Consider the following 19584-nt stretch of genomic DNA (forward strand, 5'->3'; position numbering starts at 1 on the left):
CTAGCGGCCCGCTTGCCGGCTGACCGTCCAGATCCACCAGATCAGCGCCGCCTGCAGGGGCAGGCGCGCCAGCAGCAAGGCTTGCTGCCAGGCGGGATCGCCCGCCGCGCGCGCATTCAGCAACATCTGTACGTTCGCCGGCAGCACGGCCAGCGACAGCGCGATCAGGCCGATGCCGGCCAGACGCCGCGTGCGCACGGGCAGCAGGCCGATGCCGCCGGCCAGCTCGCAGGCGCCGCTGACATACACGAGCAGCAGCGGCGCAGGCAGCCACGGCGGCATGATGCCCGCGTAGGCGGCGGGGAACATGAAATGCAGCAGGCCGGCCACGCTGAAGAACAGCGCCAGTGCATAGCGAGACAGGGCCAATCGGTGCTGCCGGTAGGGGGTGGTCATGTGGGGGGGCAATCGCTGCCTGTTCATATAAAAGTTAAATGTCTAGCAATTCTTGCGTGTTGTCAATGCGCATCGCGGCGCTTCCCCTGTGGTTTCTTCATTGAATATTCCAAATATTTCATCCTCCTGTTCCGATTTTTGTGTAAAACTGCGAAATGTAAAATATTGACACGTAGCAATTTTCGGCAGCTCCCGCTTGCCGGCGCAAGCGCCGCGTGTCGATACCATCAACATCGAAACCAGGAGTCCATCATGTTGTCTTCCCTTCGCACGCGCTTGGTCCTCATCTGTGTCGCCATCGTCGTGCTGTCCATGCTGGCCTTGTCGGTCGCCAATTACATCACCACGCGCAACAGCATGCAGGCGTCCTCGGACCAGCAGATGCAGCAACTGCTGCAAAGCCAGTCGGCCGTGCTGGCGCAATGGGTCGACGGCAAGAAAAAAGTCATGGCGTCCGTCGTCATGTCGGCGGAGACGCCCGATCCGCTGCGCGCCTTCCAGATCGCGGAAAAGGCCGGCGATTTTGCGGAAGTGTTCATCGGCTACGCGGACAAGCGCTCCGTGTTTACCCATCCAGGCCGCCCGGCCGATTTCGATCCCACCGCGCGCGCCTGGTACACGGATACCGTCAAGGCGGGCGTGCCGATGCTGACGCCGCCGTATGTGGATGCGGCCAGCCACAAGCTGGTGGTGTCGTTCACGGCGCCCGTCGGGCCGAAGGAGGCGCCGAGCGGCGTGGCGGGCGCGGACGTGCTGCTCGATACGGTGATCGCCAACGTGGTGGCGATCAAGCCGACGCCGCACAGCTTTGCCTTCCTGGTCGACCAGAGCGGCACCATCATCGCGCATGCCAGCAAGGACCTGAGCCTGCAGCCGGTGACGAAGCTCGATGCCGCGCTGTCGGCCGCGCAGGTCAACCGCCTGGAAAGCACGCGCACGAGCGAGGCCGTGCGCTTGAACGAGCGCGACGGCATGCTGTACGTCACGCGCGTGGGCGGTACCGACTGGCTGCTGGCCGTGGTGCTGGACCAGCAGGAAGCCATGCAGGCCTTGCAGACGATGCTGACGACGGCCACCGTCACGGCGGCGCTGCTGACCGGCTTGGCGGCGCTGCTGCTGTCGCTGCTGGTCTTCAAAATGCTCAAGCGCCTGGAACTGGTGCGCGATGCGCTCGACGATATCGCCTCGGGCGAAGGCGACCTGACGCGCCGCCTCGACGCTTCCGGCGTGGATGAACTGGCGCAGATCGCGGGCGCCTTCAACCGCTTCATCGACAAGATCGCCGCCGTGCTGGTAAAAATCCGCACGGCCAGCGAATCGGTGAAGGTGTCGTCGACGGAAATCGCCGCCGGCAACCAGGACCTGTCGTCGCGCACGGAACAGCAAGCCAGCTCGCTGGAAGAAACGGCCGCCTCGATGGAGGAGCTGACCAGCACGGTGAAACAGAACGCGGACAATGCGCGCCAGGCTAACCAGATGGCGCAATCGGCGTCCGGCGTGGCCAGCAAGGGCGGGCAAGTGGTGGCGCAGGTGGTCGATACCATGGCGTCGATCAACGACTCGTCGAAGAAGATCGTCGACATCATCAGCGTCATCGACGGCATCGCCTTCCAGACGAACATCCTCGCGCTCAATGCGGCCGTGGAAGCGGCGCGCGCGGGCGAGCAGGGACGGGGCTTTGCCGTGGTGGCGACGGAAGTGCGCAGCCTGGCGCAGAGGTCGAGCCAGGCGGCCAAGGAAATCAAGCTGCTGATCGACGATTCGGTGGGCAAGGTCGATTCGGGCGCGCGCCTGGTCGACGAGGCCGGCGCGACGATGCAGGAAATCGTCGACAGCGTGCGCCGCGTTACCGACATCATGGGCGAGATCACGGCCGCCAGCGCCGAGCAAAGCTCGGGCATCGAACAGGTGAACCAGGCGATCGCGCAAATGGACCAGGTGACGCAGCAGAATGCGGCCCTGGTGGAAGAGGCGGCCGCCGCGGCGGAAAGCCTGCAGGACCAGGCCAGCACCTTGTCGCAGGTGGTGGGCGTGTTCAAGCTCGATGACGGACCAGCGCCGGCGCCGCTCAAACCGGCGGCGCGCCCACCGGTCGTGCAGCGCATCGCCAGCCGTCCTGCCGCCCAGGCGGCGGCCCGCAGGACGGAACCGTCCGAGGAATGGGAGACTTTCTAGGCAGCGCTCAGGCGCGCCGGGGCGCCAGGGTCGGCGCCATCTGCTTCGCCACGTCGAAAAAGGCGTTGGTGGCCGGCGTGTTCTGGCGCCGGTCGCGCACGGCCAGGCCCACCTTGCGGCTGACGGGCGGGTTCAAGGGCAGGGCGACCAGTTCCGGATACTGCTCGCGCAGGCGCTGCGGCAAGGCCAGTTCGGCCACGATGGACAGGCCGTCGCCGCGGCTGACCATGTCGAGGATGGTGATGACCTGGCTGATGCGGTAGGGCACGTGCGGCTGCAAGCCCGCGTTGGCGAACAGCGGTTCGATCAGGCAGGCGCAGCCCGCCTCGGACATGATGAACGGCCCCTCGCACAGTTGCGCCAGGGTGATGGTCTTGAGCTGCGCCAGCGGGTGGCTGCGCGGCACCAGTGCCATCATCTGGTCTTCCACCAGCGGCGCCGTGTCGAAGCGCTCGTCGGGCAGCACGACGAAGCCGACATCGACCCTGCGCTCGCGTATCCATTGCACCACTTCATGGTCGGCCCCTTCGTCGATGCGCAGGTCGATGCCCGGATAGCGCAGGCGGAATTGCGCCGTGATGGCCGGCAGCAGGTTCAGCGACGACGTGGGACCGAAGGAGCCGATGCGCAAGGTGCCCTGGCGCTGGCCCAGCACGTCGGCCGCTTCCTGGCGCATGGCTTCCGACAGGCCGAGGATTTCGCGCGCGCGCACGAGCAGCTGGCGGCCCACGTCCGTCAGCTCGGCCGAGGCCTGGTGGCGCACGATGAGGTCCACGCCCATCTCTTTTTCCAGCGCTTTCAATGCATGCGAGACGGCCGACTGGCTGATGCCCAGCTGCGCGGCGGCGGCGGAAAAGCCGTGCAGTTCGGCCACCAGGGTAAAAATTTCCAGTTGCGTGAAGGTCATGGTGTGGTTTTGTTGAGTTATGAGTATTTGCTCATTATTTCATGAGTTGATATTAGTATTAATATATACGCATATCACCCGCCACACAAGCGGCCTTCAGGATGCACCCTAGGATATCCCATGTCTTCTTCCGCCGTACCCCAGGCTCCGCTGCTCGCCGTGCAGTCGCCGCTCGTCTACATCAAACTGATTTTCGTCGCCCTGTTCTGGGGCGGTACCTTTATTGCCGGGCGCGTACTGGCGCAGCAGATGCCGCCCATGACGGCCGCCAGCGGACGCTTCGGCGTGGCCGTGCTGCTGCTCGTCGTGCTGGCCTGGAAGCTGGAAGGGGGCTTGCCCCGCCTGGACCGCAAGCAGCTGGCAACGACGGCCGCCTTGGGCCTGACGGGCATCTTCTTATATAACCTGTGCTTCCTGGCGGCCCTGTCGCGCATGCCGGCCGGGCGCACGGCCCTGTTCGTGGCCCTGAACCCCATCGTCACAGCGCTGGCGTCGGCCATGCTGTTCCGCGAACGGCTCGGTTCCTTCAAGTGGCTGGGCATCATGCTGGCGTTTTGCGGCACGGCCATCGTCATCACGCGCGGCGATATCGCCGGCGTGCTGCATGGCACGGGCGGCGGCATCGGCGCTGGCGAGATCTTCATGTTCTGCGGTATTTCCAGCTGGGCTGCCTATACCCTGATCGGCCGGGTGGCGCTGAAGGGCTTGTCGCCGATAGCGGCCACCACGTATGCGGCTATGTGGGGCCTGGCTTTCCTGCTGGTGGGGGCGGCCGTGGAATTTCCCACAGTGCCGTGGCACAGCTTCGGCTGGCAAGTGTGGGCCGCCATCGGCTACCTGGGCGTGTTCGGCACGGTGATCGGCTTTGTCTGGTATTACGAAGGCGTAAAAGCGCTGGGACCGTCGCGCACGGCCGTGTTCAACAACCTCGTGCCCGTGTTCGGCATCGTGCTGGCGGCGGCGCTGCTGGGCGAGCCCGTGCTCGTCTCGATGCTGGTGGGCGGCGCGGTGACGATTACCGGCGTGGTGATGACCAACCGGCAAGCGAAATAATTATTTGGCGCGGCGACGCTTCGATGGCTTCGCCGGCGCCTTCTTGTGCCGGCTGACGGAAGCGCGCATCACCTTCGGCTCTTCGATGCCGTTTTCGGCCGCCAGCATGCGGCGGATGTTGACGGCGTCCATGGCGCGCACGGAATTGGCGCGCGCGTTGAGCAGAATCATGGTGGCGAACTTGCCGGCCGACTTGATGCGCATGATCAGGCAGCGGCCCGCTTCATTCGTGTATCCCGTCTTCGACAGGCCGATATCCCAGCCCTTGGCGCCCACCAGGCGGTTCGTGTTGTGGTATTCCACATCGCGGCCCTTGATCTGGATCACGTCCTTCGAATCGGTGGTGATGCGGCTGATTTCCGGGTAGCGCGAGGCGGCCACGGCCATCTTGACGAGGTCCGCTGCCGTCGACTGGTTGTTCGGCGACAAGCCCGTCGGCTCCTCGATCACGGTCTGGTGCATGCCCAGCGCCTTGATCTTGGCGTTGACGGCCACGGCAAAGGCGGTGGGGCCGCCGGGGAAGGTGCGCGCCAGCGAGGCGGCGGCGCGGTTGTCGGACGACATCAGCGCCAGTTGCAGCACGTCGTGGCGGCTCAGGGTGGCGCCCACGGGCACGCGCGAGGTGCTGTGCTTCAAGGTGTCGACGTCTTCGCGGTCGATGCTGATCTCTTCCTGCATATTCGCCTTGGAGTCGAGCACGACCATGGCCGTCATGAGTTTGGTCAGCGAGGCGATGGGCACCACCACGTTGGAATTTTTTTCAAGCAAGACTTTGCCTGTGCCGTCTTCGACCACCAGTATCGACTGGGAACCGAAGGGCACGGCGATGGCCGCTGTGGAAAGCGTCATCAGCACTGCGGCGAACATTTTTTTGAGCATGGGATTGTATGTGGGAAAGCAGTTTTGGGGCGCCATCGAGGGCGCTGCGCGCAAAATCGGGACAGGCCTGCGCGGGGACGCGGAGTGTGTCTCGGAGGCAATATTTGCCAAGCTTAAACAATACCATTAAAGATCAAGCGATGTCTACGGGATAAGGGCGCCACAGGCTGTGTAGCGGCCAATTTGGCGAATAAACGGGGCTATTCTTGCCGTAGTGAAAATTGTTCCGCAATTATTGATTTCGTTATAGAAACTTCGTATTATTTTAGCAATATTGGCAGCCATGGTCCGGCAAACCGCGCGCGCGTCGTCGTTGATGCCTGCCGCTTCGTGCTTCGTTGCCCCGCGCTATGCCCTGCCAAGGGGGCACCGTAGACTGCGTTCATGCCTGATTGGCACGACAAGGAGAGCGCAGCTGGTATACATGGTGCCCATGACCATCGTCGTGCTCTGGCGCAATCGCCAGTACGAGGCGCTGGCCCTGCAGCTGCAGCAGGATGCCGAGCGCGACCGCCTAGCGCGCGAACTGAGCGAATCGCAGCTGCGGCTGCTGCGCGCACAGATCGAACCGCATTTCTTGTTCAACACCCTGGGCGCCGTGCAGCAGCTGGCCGAGCATGGCGCCCACGGGACGGCGCCATGCGCTTGCGCGTGCAGGATACGGGTGCAGGTCTGGGCGTGGGGCCGGGCAGCGCGCCCGGCGGCGGCCTGGGCCTGGAGAATGTGCGCCGCCAGCGTGCCCGTGCAGGATGGCGCAGAGGGCGGCGTGCTCGCCGAGATCGTGCTGCCGATGAATATGGAAGGCCAGGCCGCATGAACGCCACCATTCTGATCGCGGAAGACGAACCGCTGATGCGCGAGCGCCTGCAGGCGATGCTGGCGCTGGCCTGGCCCGAGGCGCGCATCGTGCTGGTGGCGGAAAACGGCAACGATGCCTGGGACGGTTTCCTCGAGCATGAACCGAATGTGGTGTTTCTCGACATCCGCATGCCTGGCTTGTCGGGCCTGGAAGTGGCCGAGCGCATCGGCAAGCGCGCCCACGTGGTGTTCGTCACGGCCTACGACCAGTATGCCGTCGACGCGTTCGACGCGGGCGCCGTCGACTACCTGTTGAAACCCGTGCAGGCCGAGCGCTTGCAGCGGGCGCTGGCCCGCCTGCGCGACAAGCTGGGCGCCCAGCCGGCCGACATGGCCCATTTGCTGCAGTCGCTGCGCGCGGCGCTGCCGGAGCCGCCGCGCGAAAAACTAAAATGGATCAAGGCCAGCGTGGGCAAGCAAATTCGTTTGATCGATGTCAATGAAGTGCTGTTTTTCCAGGCCGACACCAAGTACACGCGCGTGGTGCTGGCCGGCTCGGAAGCGCTGGTGCGCACGCCGCTGAAGGATTTGCTGGGAGGGCTCGATCCCGCACAGTTCTGGCAAATCCACCGGGGCACCATGGTCAATGTGAAGGCCATCGAGGCGGCCGAGCGCATCGACGCCGAGCGCATGCAGGTGCTGCTGCGGGGCAGCACGGAAAAGCTGCCCGTCAGCCGCACGTTTACCTATTTGTTCGGGGATTGATATGATGGCAATGTTTTTAATCTGCCACCATATGGACTTCTCATGACAATTCTACGCCGCTGGTTCGCCGCCATCCTTCTTTCCTTGCTCTCCTGTACTGCCGCCCACGGGGCGCAGAAGGAGGAAAAGGTCGTGTATCACGTCAATGACGCCAGCAATGCCTCGGCTGCGCTGCGGAATATCCGCAACCACCTCGATGCCAGCCCGCAGGCGACCATCGTGCTGGTCGCCCACGGCCCCGGCATCGACTTCCTGCTCGACGGCGCCATCGACAAGCAGGGCTATCCGTATGACGTGGCGGTGCGCGAGCTGGTCAAGCGGGGCGTGAGCTTTCGCGTCTGCAATAACACCTTGCAAGGACGCAATATCGACCGCCAGCGCGTGTTGCCCGAAGCCGTCATCGTGCCGTCGGGCGTGGCCGAACTGAGCCGCCTGCAGGCACAGGAAGGCTATGTGTACATCAAGCCCTGATGCAAACGCCGCGCCGTTGCCAGATGGCAAGGGCGCGGCGCTTGGGCAGGCGCTGCCTACTGGATCTTGGCGATCGACACTTCCGTCGATTTCACCAGGGCGATGACTTCGCTGCCCACCTTTAAGTCCAGGTCCTTGATCGAGCGCGAGGTGATCACCGAGGTGACGATGCCGTGCGGCGTTTCCACGTCCACTTCCGACACCACGGGGCCAAAGATGATTTCCTTGATCTTGCCGCGAAACTGGTTGCGTACATTCACTTCCGAGATAGCCATGATGTTTCCTTTATGCCCGTGATACGCCGTGCGGCGCGACATGCCCAGAGTACGGCGCGCGCGGGGTTTTGACCACGAATCGATGCGCATATCGATATGCGGAAATGGTGCGCGGATGCTGCCGCAAGCATATTATTCGCCTATGCTCGTCTGTACTGCCACGGCGAGGTTTGCCATGCGTCCATGCTTGCTGTCGTTCCGGCCGTTGCCCACCTCAGGCTGCTGCAGAAACAGCAGTGACGGCGCGCCAACAAAAAAACCGGGACATGTCCCGGTTTTTTTGTTGTGGCGCAAGCTTACTTCTGATAAATCTTGTCGAACTCGCCACCATCGTCAAAGTGTTTCTTTTGCGCCTGTTTCCAGCCGCCAAACACGTCGTCGATCGTGAACAGGCTGATCGGCTTGAAGCTGGCTGCGTATTTCTTGGCGACCGCGGCCGAACGGGGACGCAGGTAGTGCTTGGCGACCAGTTCCTGGCCCGGTTCCGAGTACAGGTATTGCAGGTAAGCCGTGGCTTCCTTGCGGATGCCGCGGCGGTCGACCACCTTGTCGACGACGGCCACGGGCGACTCGGCCAGGATGGAGATGCTTGGATACACCACCTCGAAGTTGTCGCCGAATTCGGCGCGCACCAGCTGTACTTCGTTTTCAAACGTCACCAGCACGTCGCCGATTTCACGCTGCGTGAAGGTGGTGGTGGCGCCGCGGCCGCCGCCGTCGAGTACGGGCACGTTCTTGAACAGCTTGCTCACCAGCTCGCGCGCCTGCGCTTCGCTGCCGCCTTTTTTCACGGCATAGCCCCAGGCTGCCAGGTAGGTGTAGCGGCCATTGCCCGAGGTTTTCGGGTTCGGCACGATGACCTTGATGCCGGGCTTGGCCAGATCGTCCCAATCCTTGATGTGCTTCGGGTTGCCTTTGCGCACCAGATATACCATGGTGGAATAGAACGGCGCCGCATTGTTCGGGAACTTCTTGGCCCAGTCGGCCACCACGAGGCCGCGGTCGACGAGGATATCGATGTCGTTGGCCTGGTTCATGGTCACGACGGACGCTTCCAGGCCGTCGGCGACGGAGCGCGCCTGCTTGCTCGAACCGCCGTGCGATTGCTTGATGGTGATGGTTTCGCCCGTTTTGGCTTTCCAGTCAGCAATAAAAGCGGGATTCACATCCTTGAACAATTCGCGCATCACGTCGTACGAGGCGTTCAGCAAGACCACGGGTTCGGCGGCGGACACGCTCATGGGCAGGCTCATGGCGGCAGCGGAAGCGGCCAGGGCGCTGGCCAGGAACCAGCGGCGCGAGCGTTGGGCGAGCGTCGTTGCGGTAGTCGATACGGCGTTGGAATCGGTCATGTTGAACTCTTGTTGTGAGAATAGACAGACATAGTCTAAAATTCCGGCCGGAAAAGAAACGAATTTTTCGTAATATGCTTAGATCCGATTCCCGTTTGCGCTAAAAAACATATATCGATTTTTGGAAACATTCGTGGGCAAGGTGCGCATCAGCACTTAGTCTGCAAGCATTGCGTCATAGGCAAAACGAGCCCGTGGCGCGCGGCAAAAAACCTGATTGCGCCGCTTGGTGTATAGTCGAATCGCACGATACAGGGGTAAAACCGCCTGCATCGGCAACTGGAATATTTTGTGAGCGTACATGAGTCTTGAAATTCGTATTGCAACATCGACCGACGCTTTCGAGGCGTGCAACGTATTACGACGCTCCATCGTCGAATGCTGCAGCCTCGATCATCGGGACGATCCGGCCATCCTGGAAGCCTGGCTGGGCAATAAAACACCGCAGATGGTGGCGTGCTGGTTTGCGTCGCCCACCAATTTTTCGCTGGTCGCAGTCGAGCAGGGCGCCGTCGTCGGCGTGGGCTTGCTGACGCGCGCCGGCAAGCTTGCCCTGTGCTACCTGCTGCCCGAGGCGCAAGGCCGCGGCGCCGGCAAGGCGCTGGTGGAACGGCTGGAAGCGCAGGCGCGCGAGTGGGGCATCAAGGCCCTGCAACTGCACAGCACGGCCAGCAGCCAGGCCTTTTTCGTCAAGCGGGGTTATGTCGAGGCGGGCAATGTGCGTTCGCCGTATGGCGTGGAAACGATTTTTTGCTGGAAACAGATTGACCCCGCAGGCATCGCCAGCGGCGACCCCAAGCGCAAGCGCTTTTGCAACTGCAATTCGGCCTGACGGCCACCCCCGTACCTCAGCCCGCCCATCCGGCGGCGGGCCATTCCCTTCCTTTGAATATTTCCCTTCAGTAACTGATCTGGATATACACGCCTTGCGGCGCATGATCGTTTGCCTGCAGCAAGGCGCCCCCGGCAAACAGTTTCAGCTCGCCGGGCGCAAACGCCAGCCAGTCCTCGTTTTGCGTCAACGGATGCGTGGCGATGACGGCGATGCGGTCGTCCAGATGGTTATGCTGGCGAAAGTCGATGCTGCGTTCGCAGTCGATCAGCTGCGCCACGGAGAACGGGTATTCGCGTATCACATAGTGCAGGTGCGTGGAACAGTGGGCGAACAGCAGCTCGCCGTCCGATAGGATGAAATTGAAGCTGCCGTGCGCGGCGATCTCCTTGGCGACCTCGGCGATGGCGGCGCGCAAGTCGGCGCGCGCGGGTTCGCCCGCGGGAAACTGCGTGCGCAGGCGGGCCAGCAGGTGGCAGAACGCCTGTTCGCTGTCCGTGTCGCCGCTGGCCCGGTAGTGGGCGTCGGCGGGCGCGCGCCACGTCTTGAGGTCGCCGTTGTGGGCGAACGACCAGGTCTTGCCCCACAGTTCGCGGGCGAACGGGTGCGTGTTTTCCGGCGCGATGCGGCCCCGCGTGGCCTTGCGGATGTGCGCGACGATGTTCTTTGCCTTCACGGGATGCTGTTGCACCGTGGCGGCCAGCGGCGAATCGATGGCCGCCAGGTGGTCCGTCAGCAGGGTGCAGCCGCTACTGGAATGATAGGCGATGCCCCAGCCGTCGCGGTGCTCGTCCGTGCGTCCGCCCCGTTCGGCAAAGCCGGCAAAGGAAAATCCCAGTGCGGCGGGCTTGCTGCTGTTCATTGCGAGTAACTGGCACATGGCGGCCCTTCCTGATGGTATCGGTACACGCCCACAGTAAAGGCGGGCGGCAGGGGCGTGAAGGAATGTTTCTGACTATCGTTATGCGCTGTCCGTTGCGGCATCCATATCTGCTGGCCGCATATCAAATGGCGAAACCATTCGTTCTACTTTGCTTGGCCCTGCCTTACTCTGCACACTTTGGCGCCGCCTTCCCCATGAGGGCAGCCGGCGCGGCCCCATGAAGGAGCATGTATGCCATTTCCCATCCTGAAAAACTATCTGGCCCGTTTGTCGCATCAAACCCAGGCAGGCACCAGTGTCTGGCTCGACGGGGAGGGCAGGGCGCTGGGGCGCTTTTTCAATTGCACCATGACCAGCGCCTTCCAGCCGCTGCGCGAACTCGAGAGCGGCAAGCTGGTGGCGTTCGAGGGGCTGGCGCGCAGCGTGTCGAAGGCGGACGAGGGCTTGTCGCTGTGGCGTTTGCTCGACCATGCGGCCAGCGACGACGAGTCGGTGGAGCTGGACCGGCTGTGCCGCATGCTGCACGCCATCAATTTTTTCCGGCAGGCGGAAGCGGAGCAGGCCGACCTGTACCTGAACGTGCATGACCGCCTGCTGAGCGCGGTCAGCAGCAATCACGGCCACGCCTTCCAGCGCATCCTCGACGCGCTGGGCTTGCCCATCGAGCGCATCGTGCTGCAATTGCCGACGGTCACGCCGAACCAGGGCTGGCTGCTCAATTACGTGGCCGACAATTACCGGCGCAACGGTTTCCGCCTGGCCATCAACGTGGCCAGCGTGCACGAGGCAACGGGCATGCTCGAGCGCCTGCACCCGCACGCGTTCAAGCTCGATGCGGGCAACCTCAGCGACGAGCAGGCCGTCGCCAGCTTCGTCACCCTGTGCCATGCGGCGAAAATCCGCGTCATCTTCAAGCGCCTGGACACGCCGGCTGCGCTGGCCGCGCTGCAGCGCGTCGCGGCCCTCACGGGCTTGCCCATCGTGACCCAGGGTTATCTGCTGGACAAGCCCTTGACGGCGCTGGCGCAGGCCAGGCAGGACGTCGCGGCCAGCGCCGCGGCCGCGTAGGGCGCGTCCGGGACGGAAATGAGGGCGACACGATAGGCATAGAGGGTTTTTCTTCGCAGCACAATACGCTATAGTATTCCTATCGTTAAATTGGACTGACTATGGCATCGCGCAGAAATTTTCTACACCACGGTATGGGCCTGGCCGCGCTGGGCCTGGTAGCCACTCCCCTCATCGGCTGCGCCTCGCGCACGGCCGCTCCCGCATCGGCTTCGGCCAGCGCCAAGCCGCGCACGCCGCGCACGGCCGTGCCGCCCCAGCCCACGCAACTGGCCAGCGTCGACCGCTCGCTCACTTCGCAGTCGCGCCAGGCCATCACCGAGATGGAACCGCCGCCGGACATCTTCGACGCGCAGGCGCTGGACCTGGAATTCTGGCTCAAACCCCGCACCCTGGAAGTGGTGCGTCCGGCCAGCAATGAAAAAGCCAGGCTGCTGTACTGGAAGGATGGCGAAGTCATCGATTCGGCCTACCAGGAACTGTGCCACTTGCTGCGCGACGTGAACGGCAAGAAGACGGCGCCCATCGACCCGAAACTGCTGGAAACCCTGTGGGGCACGCAAGCGTTCGTGGCCCGCTACGGCATCGAGCAGCCGCTGGAGATCCTGTCCGGCTACCGCACGGCCGAGTCGAACAGCCGCCTGCGCGAAGCGGGCGTGCCGGCCGCGCGCCAGTCGCTGCACATCTCGGGCCGCGCCGCCGATATCCGCGTGGCCAACCTGAACGCGGAAGTGCTCGGTTCGCTGGTGCGCAGCTTCAAGCAGGGCGGCGTGGGCTTCTATTACCGTTCCGGCCCCCGTGGCGGCTGGATCCATGCCGATACGGGCCTCCAGCGCACCTGGAAAGGCTAAACCTGAGTAGCGGCGCGCGGTGCGCCGTGCGGCCGCATGCCGCTGCCGCGCGCGGCGGTGTTTGGATCAGTCGTAGTGATACGGCGGCTCCGGCACCTTGTCGCGTTCGGCGCGCCGCCATTGCTCGACATTCAAAGGGCGTTCCCAGTAGATGCGCCAGCCCAGGCGCTGGCTCGCTTGCGCCTGGGGATGGTCGCGCAGATAGCCGTCGATAAAACGCGTGAATTCCGATACATAGCCGCCGCGGCGGCAGGTGAGTGCATGCGGCATGGCTGCTCCTCTGCTTGTCCTAGCCGTTTGACCGTCCGCGCGCCCGAAAGTGCCGCACCTTCCACCATGCCCATGAAACTTTCCAGCCATAACATCGAACTGTTCCTGGCCGTCGTCGACGGCGGCTCGTTTTCGGCCGCGGCGCGCGCCTTGCGCCGGGCGCCGTCGGCCGTCAGCATGGCGATGGCCAATATCGAGGCGGAACTGGGCATCGCCCTGTTCGACCGGGGCGCGCGCGAAGCCGTGCCCACGCCCGCCGCCCTGGCCCTGCTGCCCCATGCGCGCCTGATCGCGGAACAGCTGAAGCAGTTGCACCTGCACGTGCAGGAATTGTCGCAGGGACTGGAAAGCCGCATTTCGCTGGGCATCGCGGCCGAGCTCGACCCTGCACCGTTCGTGGCCGCCGTGCGCGCGCTGTCGCTGCGCCATCCGCTGCTCGACATCGAAGTGCTGACGGCGCCGCAGGACGACGTGCTCGACCTGCTGCACCGGGGCCGCATCAGCGCCTGCATGGCCTTCGCGGGCGGGCGCATCAATCACGAGGAACAGTTCCAGCTGGTGGGCAGCGATGCCTTGCTGGCGATAGTCTCGACCCGCCATCCGCCCGACGTGGCGGGCCGGCCCTTGTATATCGAGGAATTGGTGAATTTGCGCCAGATCATCGTGGCCAGCCGCGAACTCGACCTGGCCGATGCGCGCCCCGTGGTGGGCCTGTCCTACTGGCGCACGGACAGCCTGCCGATGGCGCTGGCGATGGTGGAGGCGGGACTGGGCTGGGGCAACTTTGCCGCCTCGGCCATCGAGCATTCGCTGGCGGCGGGGCGGGTGCGCACGGTGGACTTCAAGAATACGGGCAACGGCCTGGTCGTGCCCATCCACCTGGTGTGGATGAAGGACCGGCCGCTGGGCATGGCGGCGCGGTCCTTTCTTCAGTTGCTGACCGAGGTGCCGGCAGCGCCCTGAAGGCCGGCCGGTTCTTCCTTCGGCTGCTGCGCCGACAGGGGCACGCCGAACAGGCCGTCGAAGAAATAGTTGAAGATGAAGCTGTAGCACGGGATGATCAGCATCAGGGCGAAGTCCAGCACGAAGGCTTGCCACAGGCTGATGTCGAGCCACCAGGCGATCAGCGGGATCAGATAGATCACCAGCGTGATCTGGAAGCCGATCGCATGCAGGATGCGGCGCCAGACGGTGCGCGTGCGCGACACCTGGCGGATTTCCCAGTATTCGAAGGCCGTGTTGTAGAGCAGGTTCCAGATCACGGCGATGGTGGTGATCATGATGGCCAGGGGGCCCGTGCTGGTGGGCGATTCGCCCGAGAGCAGGGTCAGCCAGGCCGTGGAAATGGCCATGCCGATGATTTCAAAGGCGGTGACGTAGACGATTTTGCGTTTGATGCCTTGCATGTAAAGCCTGTAAAGGTGAAGTGGCGGCCATTTTAAGTCAGGTATGTTGACGTTAAAAGTTAATAGCTGTCAGTTTTTCTGATTGATATGCGCCAGCAATACCATGCTGGCCGCGAACGGTGGATAATGGCGGCTGGCGGGCAACCGGTCCCGCCGCATCACCGCAGAAGAGGTCGACAAGCATGCAAGGCGCAGCAGACAGCAACATCCCCGATACCCCCGCCGATACCCCCGCCAGCGGGGATGAACGTCCCCGTTTCCGTCCCCGTCCGTGGGAACACCTGGAAACGCCGTACGACGTGGAAGTGTGGATCGAGGAACATAACCGCAGCATGCAGGACAATATCCGCGCCACGGAAACGGGCGTGGGCATCTGCTTTACCCTGGCCGAGGGCGGCGACATCTACATGCAGACGAGCGCCGACGGCGCCGTCGTGCTGGACGTGACGCCGGACGCGGCCTGGGTGTCTCCCTTGATCAGCGCGGCCACGGGCTGCGGGACGCCGGCTTCGTCGCTGTGGATCTTGCCTGACGATAAGTTGATCCAGCTGATCGTGGGGCTGTCCAGCCTGGTGGCCAGCACCTTGCTGGTGGTGGGCCATGATTTCGGCTTGCGCCGGCGGGGCATGGGCCGCTGACGGCCATGTTGCAGAAATGTTATGCATGGCAGGCATGGCTCGACACTGCGCGTGGCGCGTGTTAGTCTCGCTACTGCACCCACCTGTTTGCCTGGGCGGCGGTGCAAAGGACAGCCATGGACATGCCTCCGCAAGCGGTACCTGCTCCGGATTCCTCCCCGCGCGGCCACGACGGCCTGCTGCCGCATGCCGCGCCCCTGCTGGACGATGGCGTCTTCAGCCCGGAGCGGATGAAGGCCGAACGCGAGCAAGCCTATTTCAGCGATTTGTACCTGCTGGCGCCCGTCGCCTATTTCGTGCTGGGCCTCGACGGCGTGATCTTGCAGGTCAACCTGGTGGCGGCCGAATTGTTCGGCCTGGCGCGCGGCCATCCCGGCCATGTGCTGTTCCGTTCCTATGTGCATGAGGCGTTCCGCCACGATTACGACCGGTTCGTGCAGCGCGTGCTCAATAGCAGCGAGCCCGAGCGCATCCAGCTGCAGGTGCGGCCCCGTCCCGGCGCGCGCGAGGCGGGCATGCCCGTCAGCCTGCTGGGCAGCGCCGACCCGAACGGCCAGGCGCTGCGCCTCGTGCTGGAGCAGGCCGAGGGCAAGCTGGCCGCGCTGGAACGCAGCGAAGAGCGCTTCCGGCGCATCGTGCACAGCGCCGAGGAGGGCATCTGGGAAATCGATGCGCAGGCGCTGACCAGCTTTGTCAATCCCAAGATGGCGCACATGCTGGGCTGCCAGATCGAGGAGATGCTGGGCCAGCCGCTGGCCGCCTTCATGGATGAGGAGGGGCGGGCCCTGATGGCGCGCAACATTGCGCGGCGCCAGGACGGCATTGCCGAGCGCCACGAATTCAAGTTCCTGCGGCGCGACGGCAGCACCCTGTGGGCCACCCTGGCCACCAATCCCATCTTCGACTCCGGCGGCACCTACCTGGGGGCGCTGGCGCTGGTCAGCGACATCACGGCGCAGCGCGCGGCGTCCGAGCGCATCTGGCGGCAAGCCAATTTCGACTCGCTGACAGGCTTGCCGAACCGCCAGATGTTCCTCGACCGCTTGCAGCACGAGGCGCACCATGCGCGGCGCGAAGGTAATTGCCTGGCCCTGCTGTTCATCGACCTCGACCACTTCAAGCAGGTGAATGACCGCCTGGGCCACGAGAAGGGCGACATGCTGCTGCGCCAGGCGGCGCAGCGCATCAGCGGGCACGTGCGCGCCACCGATACGGTGGCGCGCCTGGGCGGCGATGAATTCACCGTCATCCTGGCCGGCGTGGGCCAGCTGGGCGGCATCGAGCGCGTGCTGCAGGAACTGACGGCCGCGCTGGCCCTGCCATTCGTGCTCGATGGCGATACGGCGCAAGTGTCGGCCAGCGTGGGCGTGGCGCTGTATCCGTCCGACGCGGAGGCAACGGACACCCTGCTGCGGCAAGCGGACCAGGCCATGTATGCGGCCAAGAGTGCCGGGCGCAACGGCTACAGCTATTTCACGCCCGCCTTGCAGCAGGCGGCCGACCTGCGCCGCCTCACGGTGCGCGAGATGCGCGTGGCGCTGGCGCAGGACCAGTTCGAAGTACATTACCAGCCCATCATCCGCCTGTGCGATGGCTCCATCGAGCGGGCCGAGGCGTTGCTGCGCTGGCGCCATCCTCTGCGCGGCTTGCTGGCGCCCGCCGATTTCATCGCCTTTGCCGAGGCGAACGGCCTGATCATCGATATCGGCGAGTGGGTGTTTCGCCAGGTCGTGCGCCAGGCGCGGCAGTGGCAGGACGAGCATGGCGCCGCGTTCCAGATCAGCATCAACAAGTCGGCCGTGGAATTTCGCTGCGACGCCGCGCTGTACCAGGACTGGGGCGGGCACCTGGCGCGCCAGGGGCTGGCGCCCGGCGCCATCGTCATCGAAACACGGGAGGCCGTGCTGCTCGACGAGGCGCGCCAGGTGGTGGAGCGCCTGCGCCAGTTCCGCGCCATGGGCCTGGCGCTGGCGCTCGACGATTTCGGCAGCGGCCAGGTGTCGCTCGCGTGCCTGAAAACGGCCGATCTCGACTTCCTCAAGATCGGCCGCGCGCTGGTTGGCGAACTGGACCGCGATGATGCGGGGCTGGGCCTGTGCGAAGCGCTGATCGCGCTGGCGCAGCGCCTGGGGCTCAAAGTCGTGGCCGAAGGCGTGGAGACGGCATCGCAGCGCGACCTGCTGCGCGCTGCCGGCTGCGACTATGCGCAGGGATATTTCTTTTCCCGCGCCTTGCCGGCGGGGCAGATGGACCGCCTGCTGGCGGCTCAATCGGCGGCCTGAACGGTCACCTCCAGCGGCCCGTCGCCCTCCATCAGCTGCTCCGCGGCGGCCAGGGTCTCGGCCGCGCTGACCTTGGCCAGGGTCAGGCCCTGCGCCAGGATGACGGCGTAGCGGCGGCTGGCCGGGTAAAACCAGCGGTAGTTGTCGGTACGGATGTAGTAGCCGATGATCTTCTTGTCATACGCCGAGGCGAGGTGGATCACCGACGTGTCGGGCGACACGACCAGTTCGCAGCGGCGGATCAGGGCCGCCAGTTCGAGGATGTGGCCCGTGGGCGGCGCGCTCATCACATTCGCATGGCCGGCGCCGCGCACGATCTCGGCGGCGCGCTCCTGCGTGCCCGGCGCGGCGACCACCAGCAGCGCATGGCGCGGATAGCGCGCGGCCAGGGCGGCGGCGCAGCGCTGGGCGTCGGCCACGCTGACCGTGCGTTGCGCATTGCTGCCCTGGAAATTGAGGCAGAACAAGCCCTCGTGCGTGCGCAGCAGGGTGTCGCAGGCGGCGTCGACCCGGGCAGCGTGCGCGTCCACGCCGAACAGTTCATAGCGCATGTCGATGTCGCGCAAGCCGAATTGCCCGAACGTGGCGAAAAAGCTGTGCAGGATGTGGCGGCTGCGGTCGCACGGCACCGTATGGTCGAACATGCCCAGATTGGCGGTCGAGGTGCCGTACTTGGGAATGGCAAAGCCCGTCAAATAGCGCGCGCCCAGCCATTTGATGCGCAGCAGCAAGGGAATCGAAAAGCGGTTGTAGGGGTTGAAAATGACGTCGTAGCGGCGCCGGCGCAGGTCGGCGATGGTGGTGCGCAAGTCGCGCAGCAGCGGCTGCTTGTCCCAGATGAGGATCTCGTTGACATGCGGGTTATCGGCGATGACATCGCGGTTGGCGCTGCTGGCGGCCACGTCGATCTGCCAGTGCGGATAGTTTTTTCTCAGCTCGCGCAGCAGCGCCGAGGTAACGATCATGTCGCCGATCTTGTCGTTGCGCAAAATCAATACCTTGCGCACCTTGGCGATATCGAGGGGCTGCTTGTCGGATTTTCCCAGCAGGGCGTAACTGAGCAGCCGGGCGGCGGTTTTTATCAAGGGAACTCCGGAAGTGGAAGACGGGATGCGCTGGCGTATTTGTCAATGAGCAAGCGACAGCAGCATCTTACGGATTTCCACGGCCCGCAGATAGGGGGCGCGCCGGTTTTATTGCTGCGTGCGCCAGGGCGGCGCACGCAGGGGGAGGGAGCTTATTCCAGGCCCAGCAGGGCGACCACCCGTTCGCGGCTGATGCCGACCAGCGCGGAACTGATCGCCAGCAGCGATTCATAGCCGGGCTGGCTGGCCTTTTCCGTGAAGTTTTCCGCCAGCGTATCCATGCTGACATTCACCTGCACCGGTTGCGCGCGGGCGACCCGTCCCGTGGCTTGCGCCAGGGCCAGGCTGACGGAGCTGCGCGCCGCCTGCAGTTGCGCCAGCGCCTGCACCACTTGCTGCAAGGTGGCGCGCAGGGCTTCCACGTCGCCCGTATTCCACTCTTCCGGGGCGATGGCGGCCGGCTCCGCATCCGTGCGCACGCGGCTCATCTGGCCGGTCGGGTAGCGCACGCCGCTGCCGCGCACGGACAGGCTGTCGCGCACGTTGTTCCAGTTGGCTTCCGGCGTGCTGAATACCAGTTCGCCGTTCTCGCCCCGCTTGACGCTGATGCCTGACGGCATCAACGCGCGGTCGAAGCGGGACACGATTTCGCTCTCGCTCAGGCCGGGTTCGATATTTACCGAACGCAAGGCCTGGTTGGCGCCGCCCACGGAAAACGCCAGCACTTCCTGCGGGCCTTCCTGCAGGCTGGCCATGGTCAGGCCGCGGATGCTGAACTGCTGCTGGGCCGCCTGCGGGCTGCTATAGCTGAGCTGCGCATCGAGCGTGCCGCCCGAGGCGCTGGCGCGCTGGCGCCAGGTATTGCTGAACTGGCGTACTCGTGCTTCGACTTGCCCCTCGCGGCCCTGGCGCGCGGCCAGCTTGGCCGCCAGTTCGCTCTTCAGCGCCTGCAGCTGGCTGCTGCTGCGTTCCAGGTAGTCCAGCGTTTGCTGCGCGTTGGAAATCTCTCCCTGCAGCTGGTGATCCCAGTTGCTCAGGCCACGCTGCAGGCTCGCCGTCGAACTCCTCGCCGCCGGCGCCTCGCTGCGCGCGCCGGCATTGCCGTTGATGGCGGCGGACGCGTCATCGACGACGCGGGCTGTGCCGGCGCCTTTGGCATTGACGCCGGAAGAGGAAGAGGTCTGAACGATTTGCATGA

General features: G+C 64.5%; 21 protein-coding genes. 11 read left to right on the top strand and 10 right to left on the bottom strand.

Annotated features, from left to right (window positions below):
• Complete coding sequence (locus GCN74_RS02605; RefSeq protein ID WP_226938833.1) at positions 1–396, bottom strand: DoxX family membrane protein; 396 nt, start codon at positions 394–396, stop codon at positions 1–3.
• 252 nt (positions 397–648) lie between these two features.
• Here GCN74_RS02605 and GCN74_RS02610 point away from each other — a divergent pair, with 252 nt between their 5' ends.
• A complete protein-coding gene (locus GCN74_RS02610; protein ID WP_152255230.1) occupies positions 649–2571 on the top strand; it encodes a methyl-accepting chemotaxis protein in 1923 nt (640 codons plus the stop codon).
• Positions 2572–2578: 7 nt separating this feature from the next.
• On the opposite strand, the gene GCN74_RS02615 is transcribed toward GCN74_RS02610, so the two are convergent.
• Positions 2579–3478 (bottom strand): LysR family transcriptional regulator, encoded by a 900-nt coding sequence (locus GCN74_RS02615; RefSeq protein WP_152255231.1) that lies wholly within the window; start codon positions 3476–3478, stop codon positions 2579–2581.
• Between the two features lie 120 nt (positions 3479–3598).
• On the opposite strand from GCN74_RS02615, the gene GCN74_RS02620 reads away from it, so the two are divergent.
• On the top strand, positions 3599–4531 hold the full coding sequence (locus tag GCN74_RS02620) for a DMT family transporter (RefSeq protein WP_152255232.1): 933 nt from the start codon (positions 3599–3601) through the stop codon (positions 4529–4531).
• On the opposite strand, the gene GCN74_RS02625 is transcribed toward GCN74_RS02620, so the two are convergent.
• Complete coding sequence (locus GCN74_RS02625; RefSeq protein WP_152255233.1) at positions 4532–5410, bottom strand: serine hydrolase; 879 nt, start codon at positions 5408–5410, stop codon at positions 4532–4534.
• Between the two features lie 424 nt (positions 5411–5834).
• On the opposite strand from GCN74_RS02625, the gene GCN74_RS02630 reads away from it, so the two are divergent.
• The 3 genes from GCN74_RS02630 to GCN74_RS02640 are packed head-to-tail and all read left to right on the top strand — an operon-like array spanning position 5835 to position 7444.
• A complete protein-coding gene (locus GCN74_RS02630) occupies positions 5835–6227 on the top strand; it encodes a histidine kinase (protein WP_226938834.1) in 393 nt (130 codons plus the stop codon).
• Entirely contained in the window at positions 6224–6973 is a 750-nt protein-coding gene (locus GCN74_RS02635; protein WP_152255235.1) for a LytR/AlgR family response regulator transcription factor, read from the top strand. Before GCN74_RS02630 ends, GCN74_RS02635 begins: the two co-directional genes overlap by 4 nt.
• Before the next feature lie 42 nt (positions 6974–7015).
• A complete protein-coding gene (locus GCN74_RS02640) occupies positions 7016–7444 on the top strand; it encodes a DsrE family protein (protein WP_152255236.1) in 429 nt (142 codons plus the stop codon).
• 56 nt (positions 7445–7500) lie between these two features.
• Here GCN74_RS02640 and GCN74_RS02645 read toward each other — a convergent pair whose 3' ends face one another.
• Together GCN74_RS02645 and GCN74_RS02650 are read right to left on the bottom strand one after the other, a co-directional pair.
• Positions 7501–7719, bottom strand: a complete 219-nt coding sequence (locus GCN74_RS02645) for a TOBE domain-containing protein (RefSeq protein WP_034757699.1) — start codon at positions 7717–7719, stop codon at positions 7501–7503.
• Between the two features lie 296 nt (positions 7720–8015).
• Entirely contained in the window at positions 8016–8972 is a 957-nt protein-coding gene (locus tag GCN74_RS02650) for a sulfate ABC transporter substrate-binding protein (RefSeq protein WP_193316950.1), read from the bottom strand.
• A gap of 400 nt (positions 8973–9372) precedes the next feature.
• Here GCN74_RS02650 and GCN74_RS02655 point away from each other — a divergent pair, with 400 nt between their 5' ends.
• Positions 9373–9903, top strand: a complete 531-nt coding sequence (locus GCN74_RS02655; RefSeq protein WP_152255238.1) for a GNAT family N-acetyltransferase — start codon at positions 9373–9375, stop codon at positions 9901–9903.
• A gap of 67 nt (positions 9904–9970) precedes the next feature.
• On the opposite strand, the gene GCN74_RS02660 is transcribed toward GCN74_RS02655, so the two are convergent.
• Positions 9971–10783: a class II glutamine amidotransferase gene (locus GCN74_RS02660; RefSeq protein WP_152255239.1), complete on the bottom strand. Its 813-nt coding sequence runs from the start codon at positions 10781–10783 to the stop codon at positions 9971–9973.
• 234 nt (positions 10784–11017) lie between these two features.
• Here GCN74_RS02660 and GCN74_RS02665 point away from each other — a divergent pair, with 234 nt between their 5' ends.
• Both GCN74_RS02665 and GCN74_RS02670 read left to right on the top strand, forming a co-directional pair.
• Positions 11018–11854, top strand: a complete 837-nt coding sequence (locus GCN74_RS02665) for an EAL domain-containing protein (RefSeq protein WP_152255240.1) — start codon at positions 11018–11020, stop codon at positions 11852–11854.
• Positions 11855–11955: 101 nt separating this feature from the next.
• Positions 11956–12705, top strand: coding sequence for a YcbK family protein (locus GCN74_RS02670; RefSeq protein ID WP_405002810.1), 750 nt, complete (start codon positions 11956–11958; stop codon positions 12703–12705).
• Positions 12706–12771: 66 nt separating this feature from the next.
• Here the strand turns inward: GCN74_RS02670 and GCN74_RS02675 are convergent, their stop codons facing one another.
• Positions 12772–12975: a DUF3460 family protein gene (locus GCN74_RS02675; RefSeq protein WP_152255241.1), complete on the bottom strand. Its 204-nt coding sequence runs from the start codon at positions 12973–12975 to the stop codon at positions 12772–12774.
• 72 nt (positions 12976–13047) lie between these two features.
• Between GCN74_RS02675 and GCN74_RS02680 the strand changes: the two genes are divergently transcribed.
• Positions 13048–13938 (top strand): LysR family transcriptional regulator, encoded by an 891-nt coding sequence (locus tag GCN74_RS02680; RefSeq protein ID WP_152255242.1) that lies wholly within the window; start codon positions 13048–13050, stop codon positions 13936–13938.
• On the opposite strand, the gene GCN74_RS02685 is transcribed toward GCN74_RS02680, so the two are convergent.
• Positions 13905–14381: a PACE efflux transporter gene (locus GCN74_RS02685; RefSeq protein ID WP_152255243.1), complete on the bottom strand. Its 477-nt coding sequence runs from the start codon at positions 14379–14381 to the stop codon at positions 13905–13907. The two genes, GCN74_RS02680 and GCN74_RS02685, sit on opposite strands and share 34 nt — an antisense overlap.
• A 182-nt stretch (positions 14382–14563) precedes the next feature.
• On the opposite strand from GCN74_RS02685, the gene GCN74_RS02690 reads away from it, so the two are divergent.
• Entirely contained in the window at positions 14564–15019 is a 456-nt protein-coding gene (locus GCN74_RS02690; protein ID WP_152255244.1) for a hypothetical protein, read from the top strand.
• Positions 15020–15135: 116 nt separating this feature from the next.
• Complete coding sequence (locus GCN74_RS02695) at positions 15136–17301, top strand: putative bifunctional diguanylate cyclase/phosphodiesterase (RefSeq protein WP_319633444.1); 2166 nt, start codon at positions 15136–15138, stop codon at positions 17299–17301.
• On the opposite strand, the gene GCN74_RS02700 is transcribed toward GCN74_RS02695, so the two are convergent.
• Together GCN74_RS02700 and GCN74_RS02705 are read right to left on the bottom strand one after the other, a co-directional pair.
• Positions 17286–18386 carry a glycosyltransferase family 9 protein gene (locus tag GCN74_RS02700; protein ID WP_152255245.1) on the bottom strand — a complete coding sequence of 367 codons (1101 nt, stop codon included), beginning with the start codon at positions 18384–18386 and terminating at the stop codon, positions 17286–17288. The two genes, GCN74_RS02695 and GCN74_RS02700, sit on opposite strands and share 16 nt — an antisense overlap.
• Before the next feature lie 152 nt (positions 18387–18538).
• Positions 18539–19582: a hypothetical protein gene (locus GCN74_RS02705; protein WP_226938835.1), complete on the bottom strand. Its 1044-nt coding sequence runs from the start codon at positions 19580–19582 to the stop codon at positions 18539–18541.
• Between the last annotated feature and the right edge of the window lie 2 nt (positions 19583–19584).

The organism is Janthinobacterium sp. FT14W, from assembly GCF_009208755.1.
Lineage (GTDB): Bacteria > Pseudomonadota > Gammaproteobacteria > Burkholderiales > Burkholderiaceae_D > Janthinobacterium > Janthinobacterium violaceinigrum.

Bases quoted from the DNA above. Each gene is read 5' to 3' on its own strand.
- GCN74_RS02605 (WP_226938833.1), bottom strand. From the start codon at position 396: ATGACCACCCCCTACCGGCAGCACCGATTGGCCCTGTCTCGCTATGCA.
- GCN74_RS02610 (WP_152255230.1), top strand. From the start codon at position 649: ATGTTGTCTTCCCTTCGCACGCGCTTGGTCCTCATCTGTGTCGCCATC.
- GCN74_RS02615 (WP_152255231.1), bottom strand. From the start codon at position 3,478: ATGACCTTCACGCAACTGGAAATTTTTACCCTGGTGGCCGAACTGCAC.
- GCN74_RS02620 (WP_152255232.1), top strand. From the start codon at position 3,599: ATGTCTTCTTCCGCCGTACCCCAGGCTCCGCTGCTCGCCGTGCAGTCG.
- GCN74_RS02625 (WP_152255233.1), bottom strand. From the start codon at position 5,410: ATGCTCAAAAAAATGTTCGCCGCAGTGCTGATGACGCTTTCCACAGCG.
- GCN74_RS02630 (WP_226938834.1), top strand. From the start codon at position 5,835: ATGGTGCCCATGACCATCGTCGTGCTCTGGCGCAATCGCCAGTACGAG.
- GCN74_RS02635 (WP_152255235.1), top strand. From the start codon at position 6,224: ATGAACGCCACCATTCTGATCGCGGAAGACGAACCGCTGATGCGCGAG.
- GCN74_RS02640 (WP_152255236.1), top strand. From the start codon at position 7,016: ATGACAATTCTACGCCGCTGGTTCGCCGCCATCCTTCTTTCCTTGCTC.
- GCN74_RS02645 (WP_034757699.1), bottom strand. From the start codon at position 7,719: ATGGCTATCTCGGAAGTGAATGTACGCAACCAGTTTCGCGGCAAGATC.
- GCN74_RS02650 (WP_193316950.1), bottom strand. From the start codon at position 8,972: ATGAGCCTGCCCATGAGCGTGTCCGCCGCCGAACCCGTGGTCTTGCTG.
- GCN74_RS02655 (WP_152255238.1), top strand. From the start codon at position 9,373: ATGAGTCTTGAAATTCGTATTGCAACATCGACCGACGCTTTCGAGGCG.
- GCN74_RS02660 (WP_152255239.1), bottom strand. From the start codon at position 10,783: ATGTGCCAGTTACTCGCAATGAACAGCAGCAAGCCCGCCGCACTGGGA.
- GCN74_RS02665 (WP_152255240.1), top strand. From the start codon at position 11,018: ATGCCATTTCCCATCCTGAAAAACTATCTGGCCCGTTTGTCGCATCAA.
- GCN74_RS02670 (WP_405002810.1), top strand. From the start codon at position 11,956: ATGGCATCGCGCAGAAATTTTCTACACCACGGTATGGGCCTGGCCGCG.
- GCN74_RS02675 (WP_152255241.1), bottom strand. From the start codon at position 12,975: ATGCCGCATGCACTCACCTGCCGCCGCGGCGGCTATGTATCGGAATTC.
- GCN74_RS02680 (WP_152255242.1), top strand. From the start codon at position 13,048: ATGAAACTTTCCAGCCATAACATCGAACTGTTCCTGGCCGTCGTCGAC.
- GCN74_RS02685 (WP_152255243.1), bottom strand. From the start codon at position 14,381: ATGCAAGGCATCAAACGCAAAATCGTCTACGTCACCGCCTTTGAAATC.
- GCN74_RS02690 (WP_152255244.1), top strand. From the start codon at position 14,564: ATGCAAGGCGCAGCAGACAGCAACATCCCCGATACCCCCGCCGATACC.
- GCN74_RS02695 (WP_319633444.1), top strand. From the start codon at position 15,136: ATGGACATGCCTCCGCAAGCGGTACCTGCTCCGGATTCCTCCCCGCGC.
- GCN74_RS02705 (WP_226938835.1), bottom strand. From the start codon at position 19,582: ATGCAAATCGTTCAGACCTCTTCCTCTTCCGGCGTCAATGCCAAAGGC.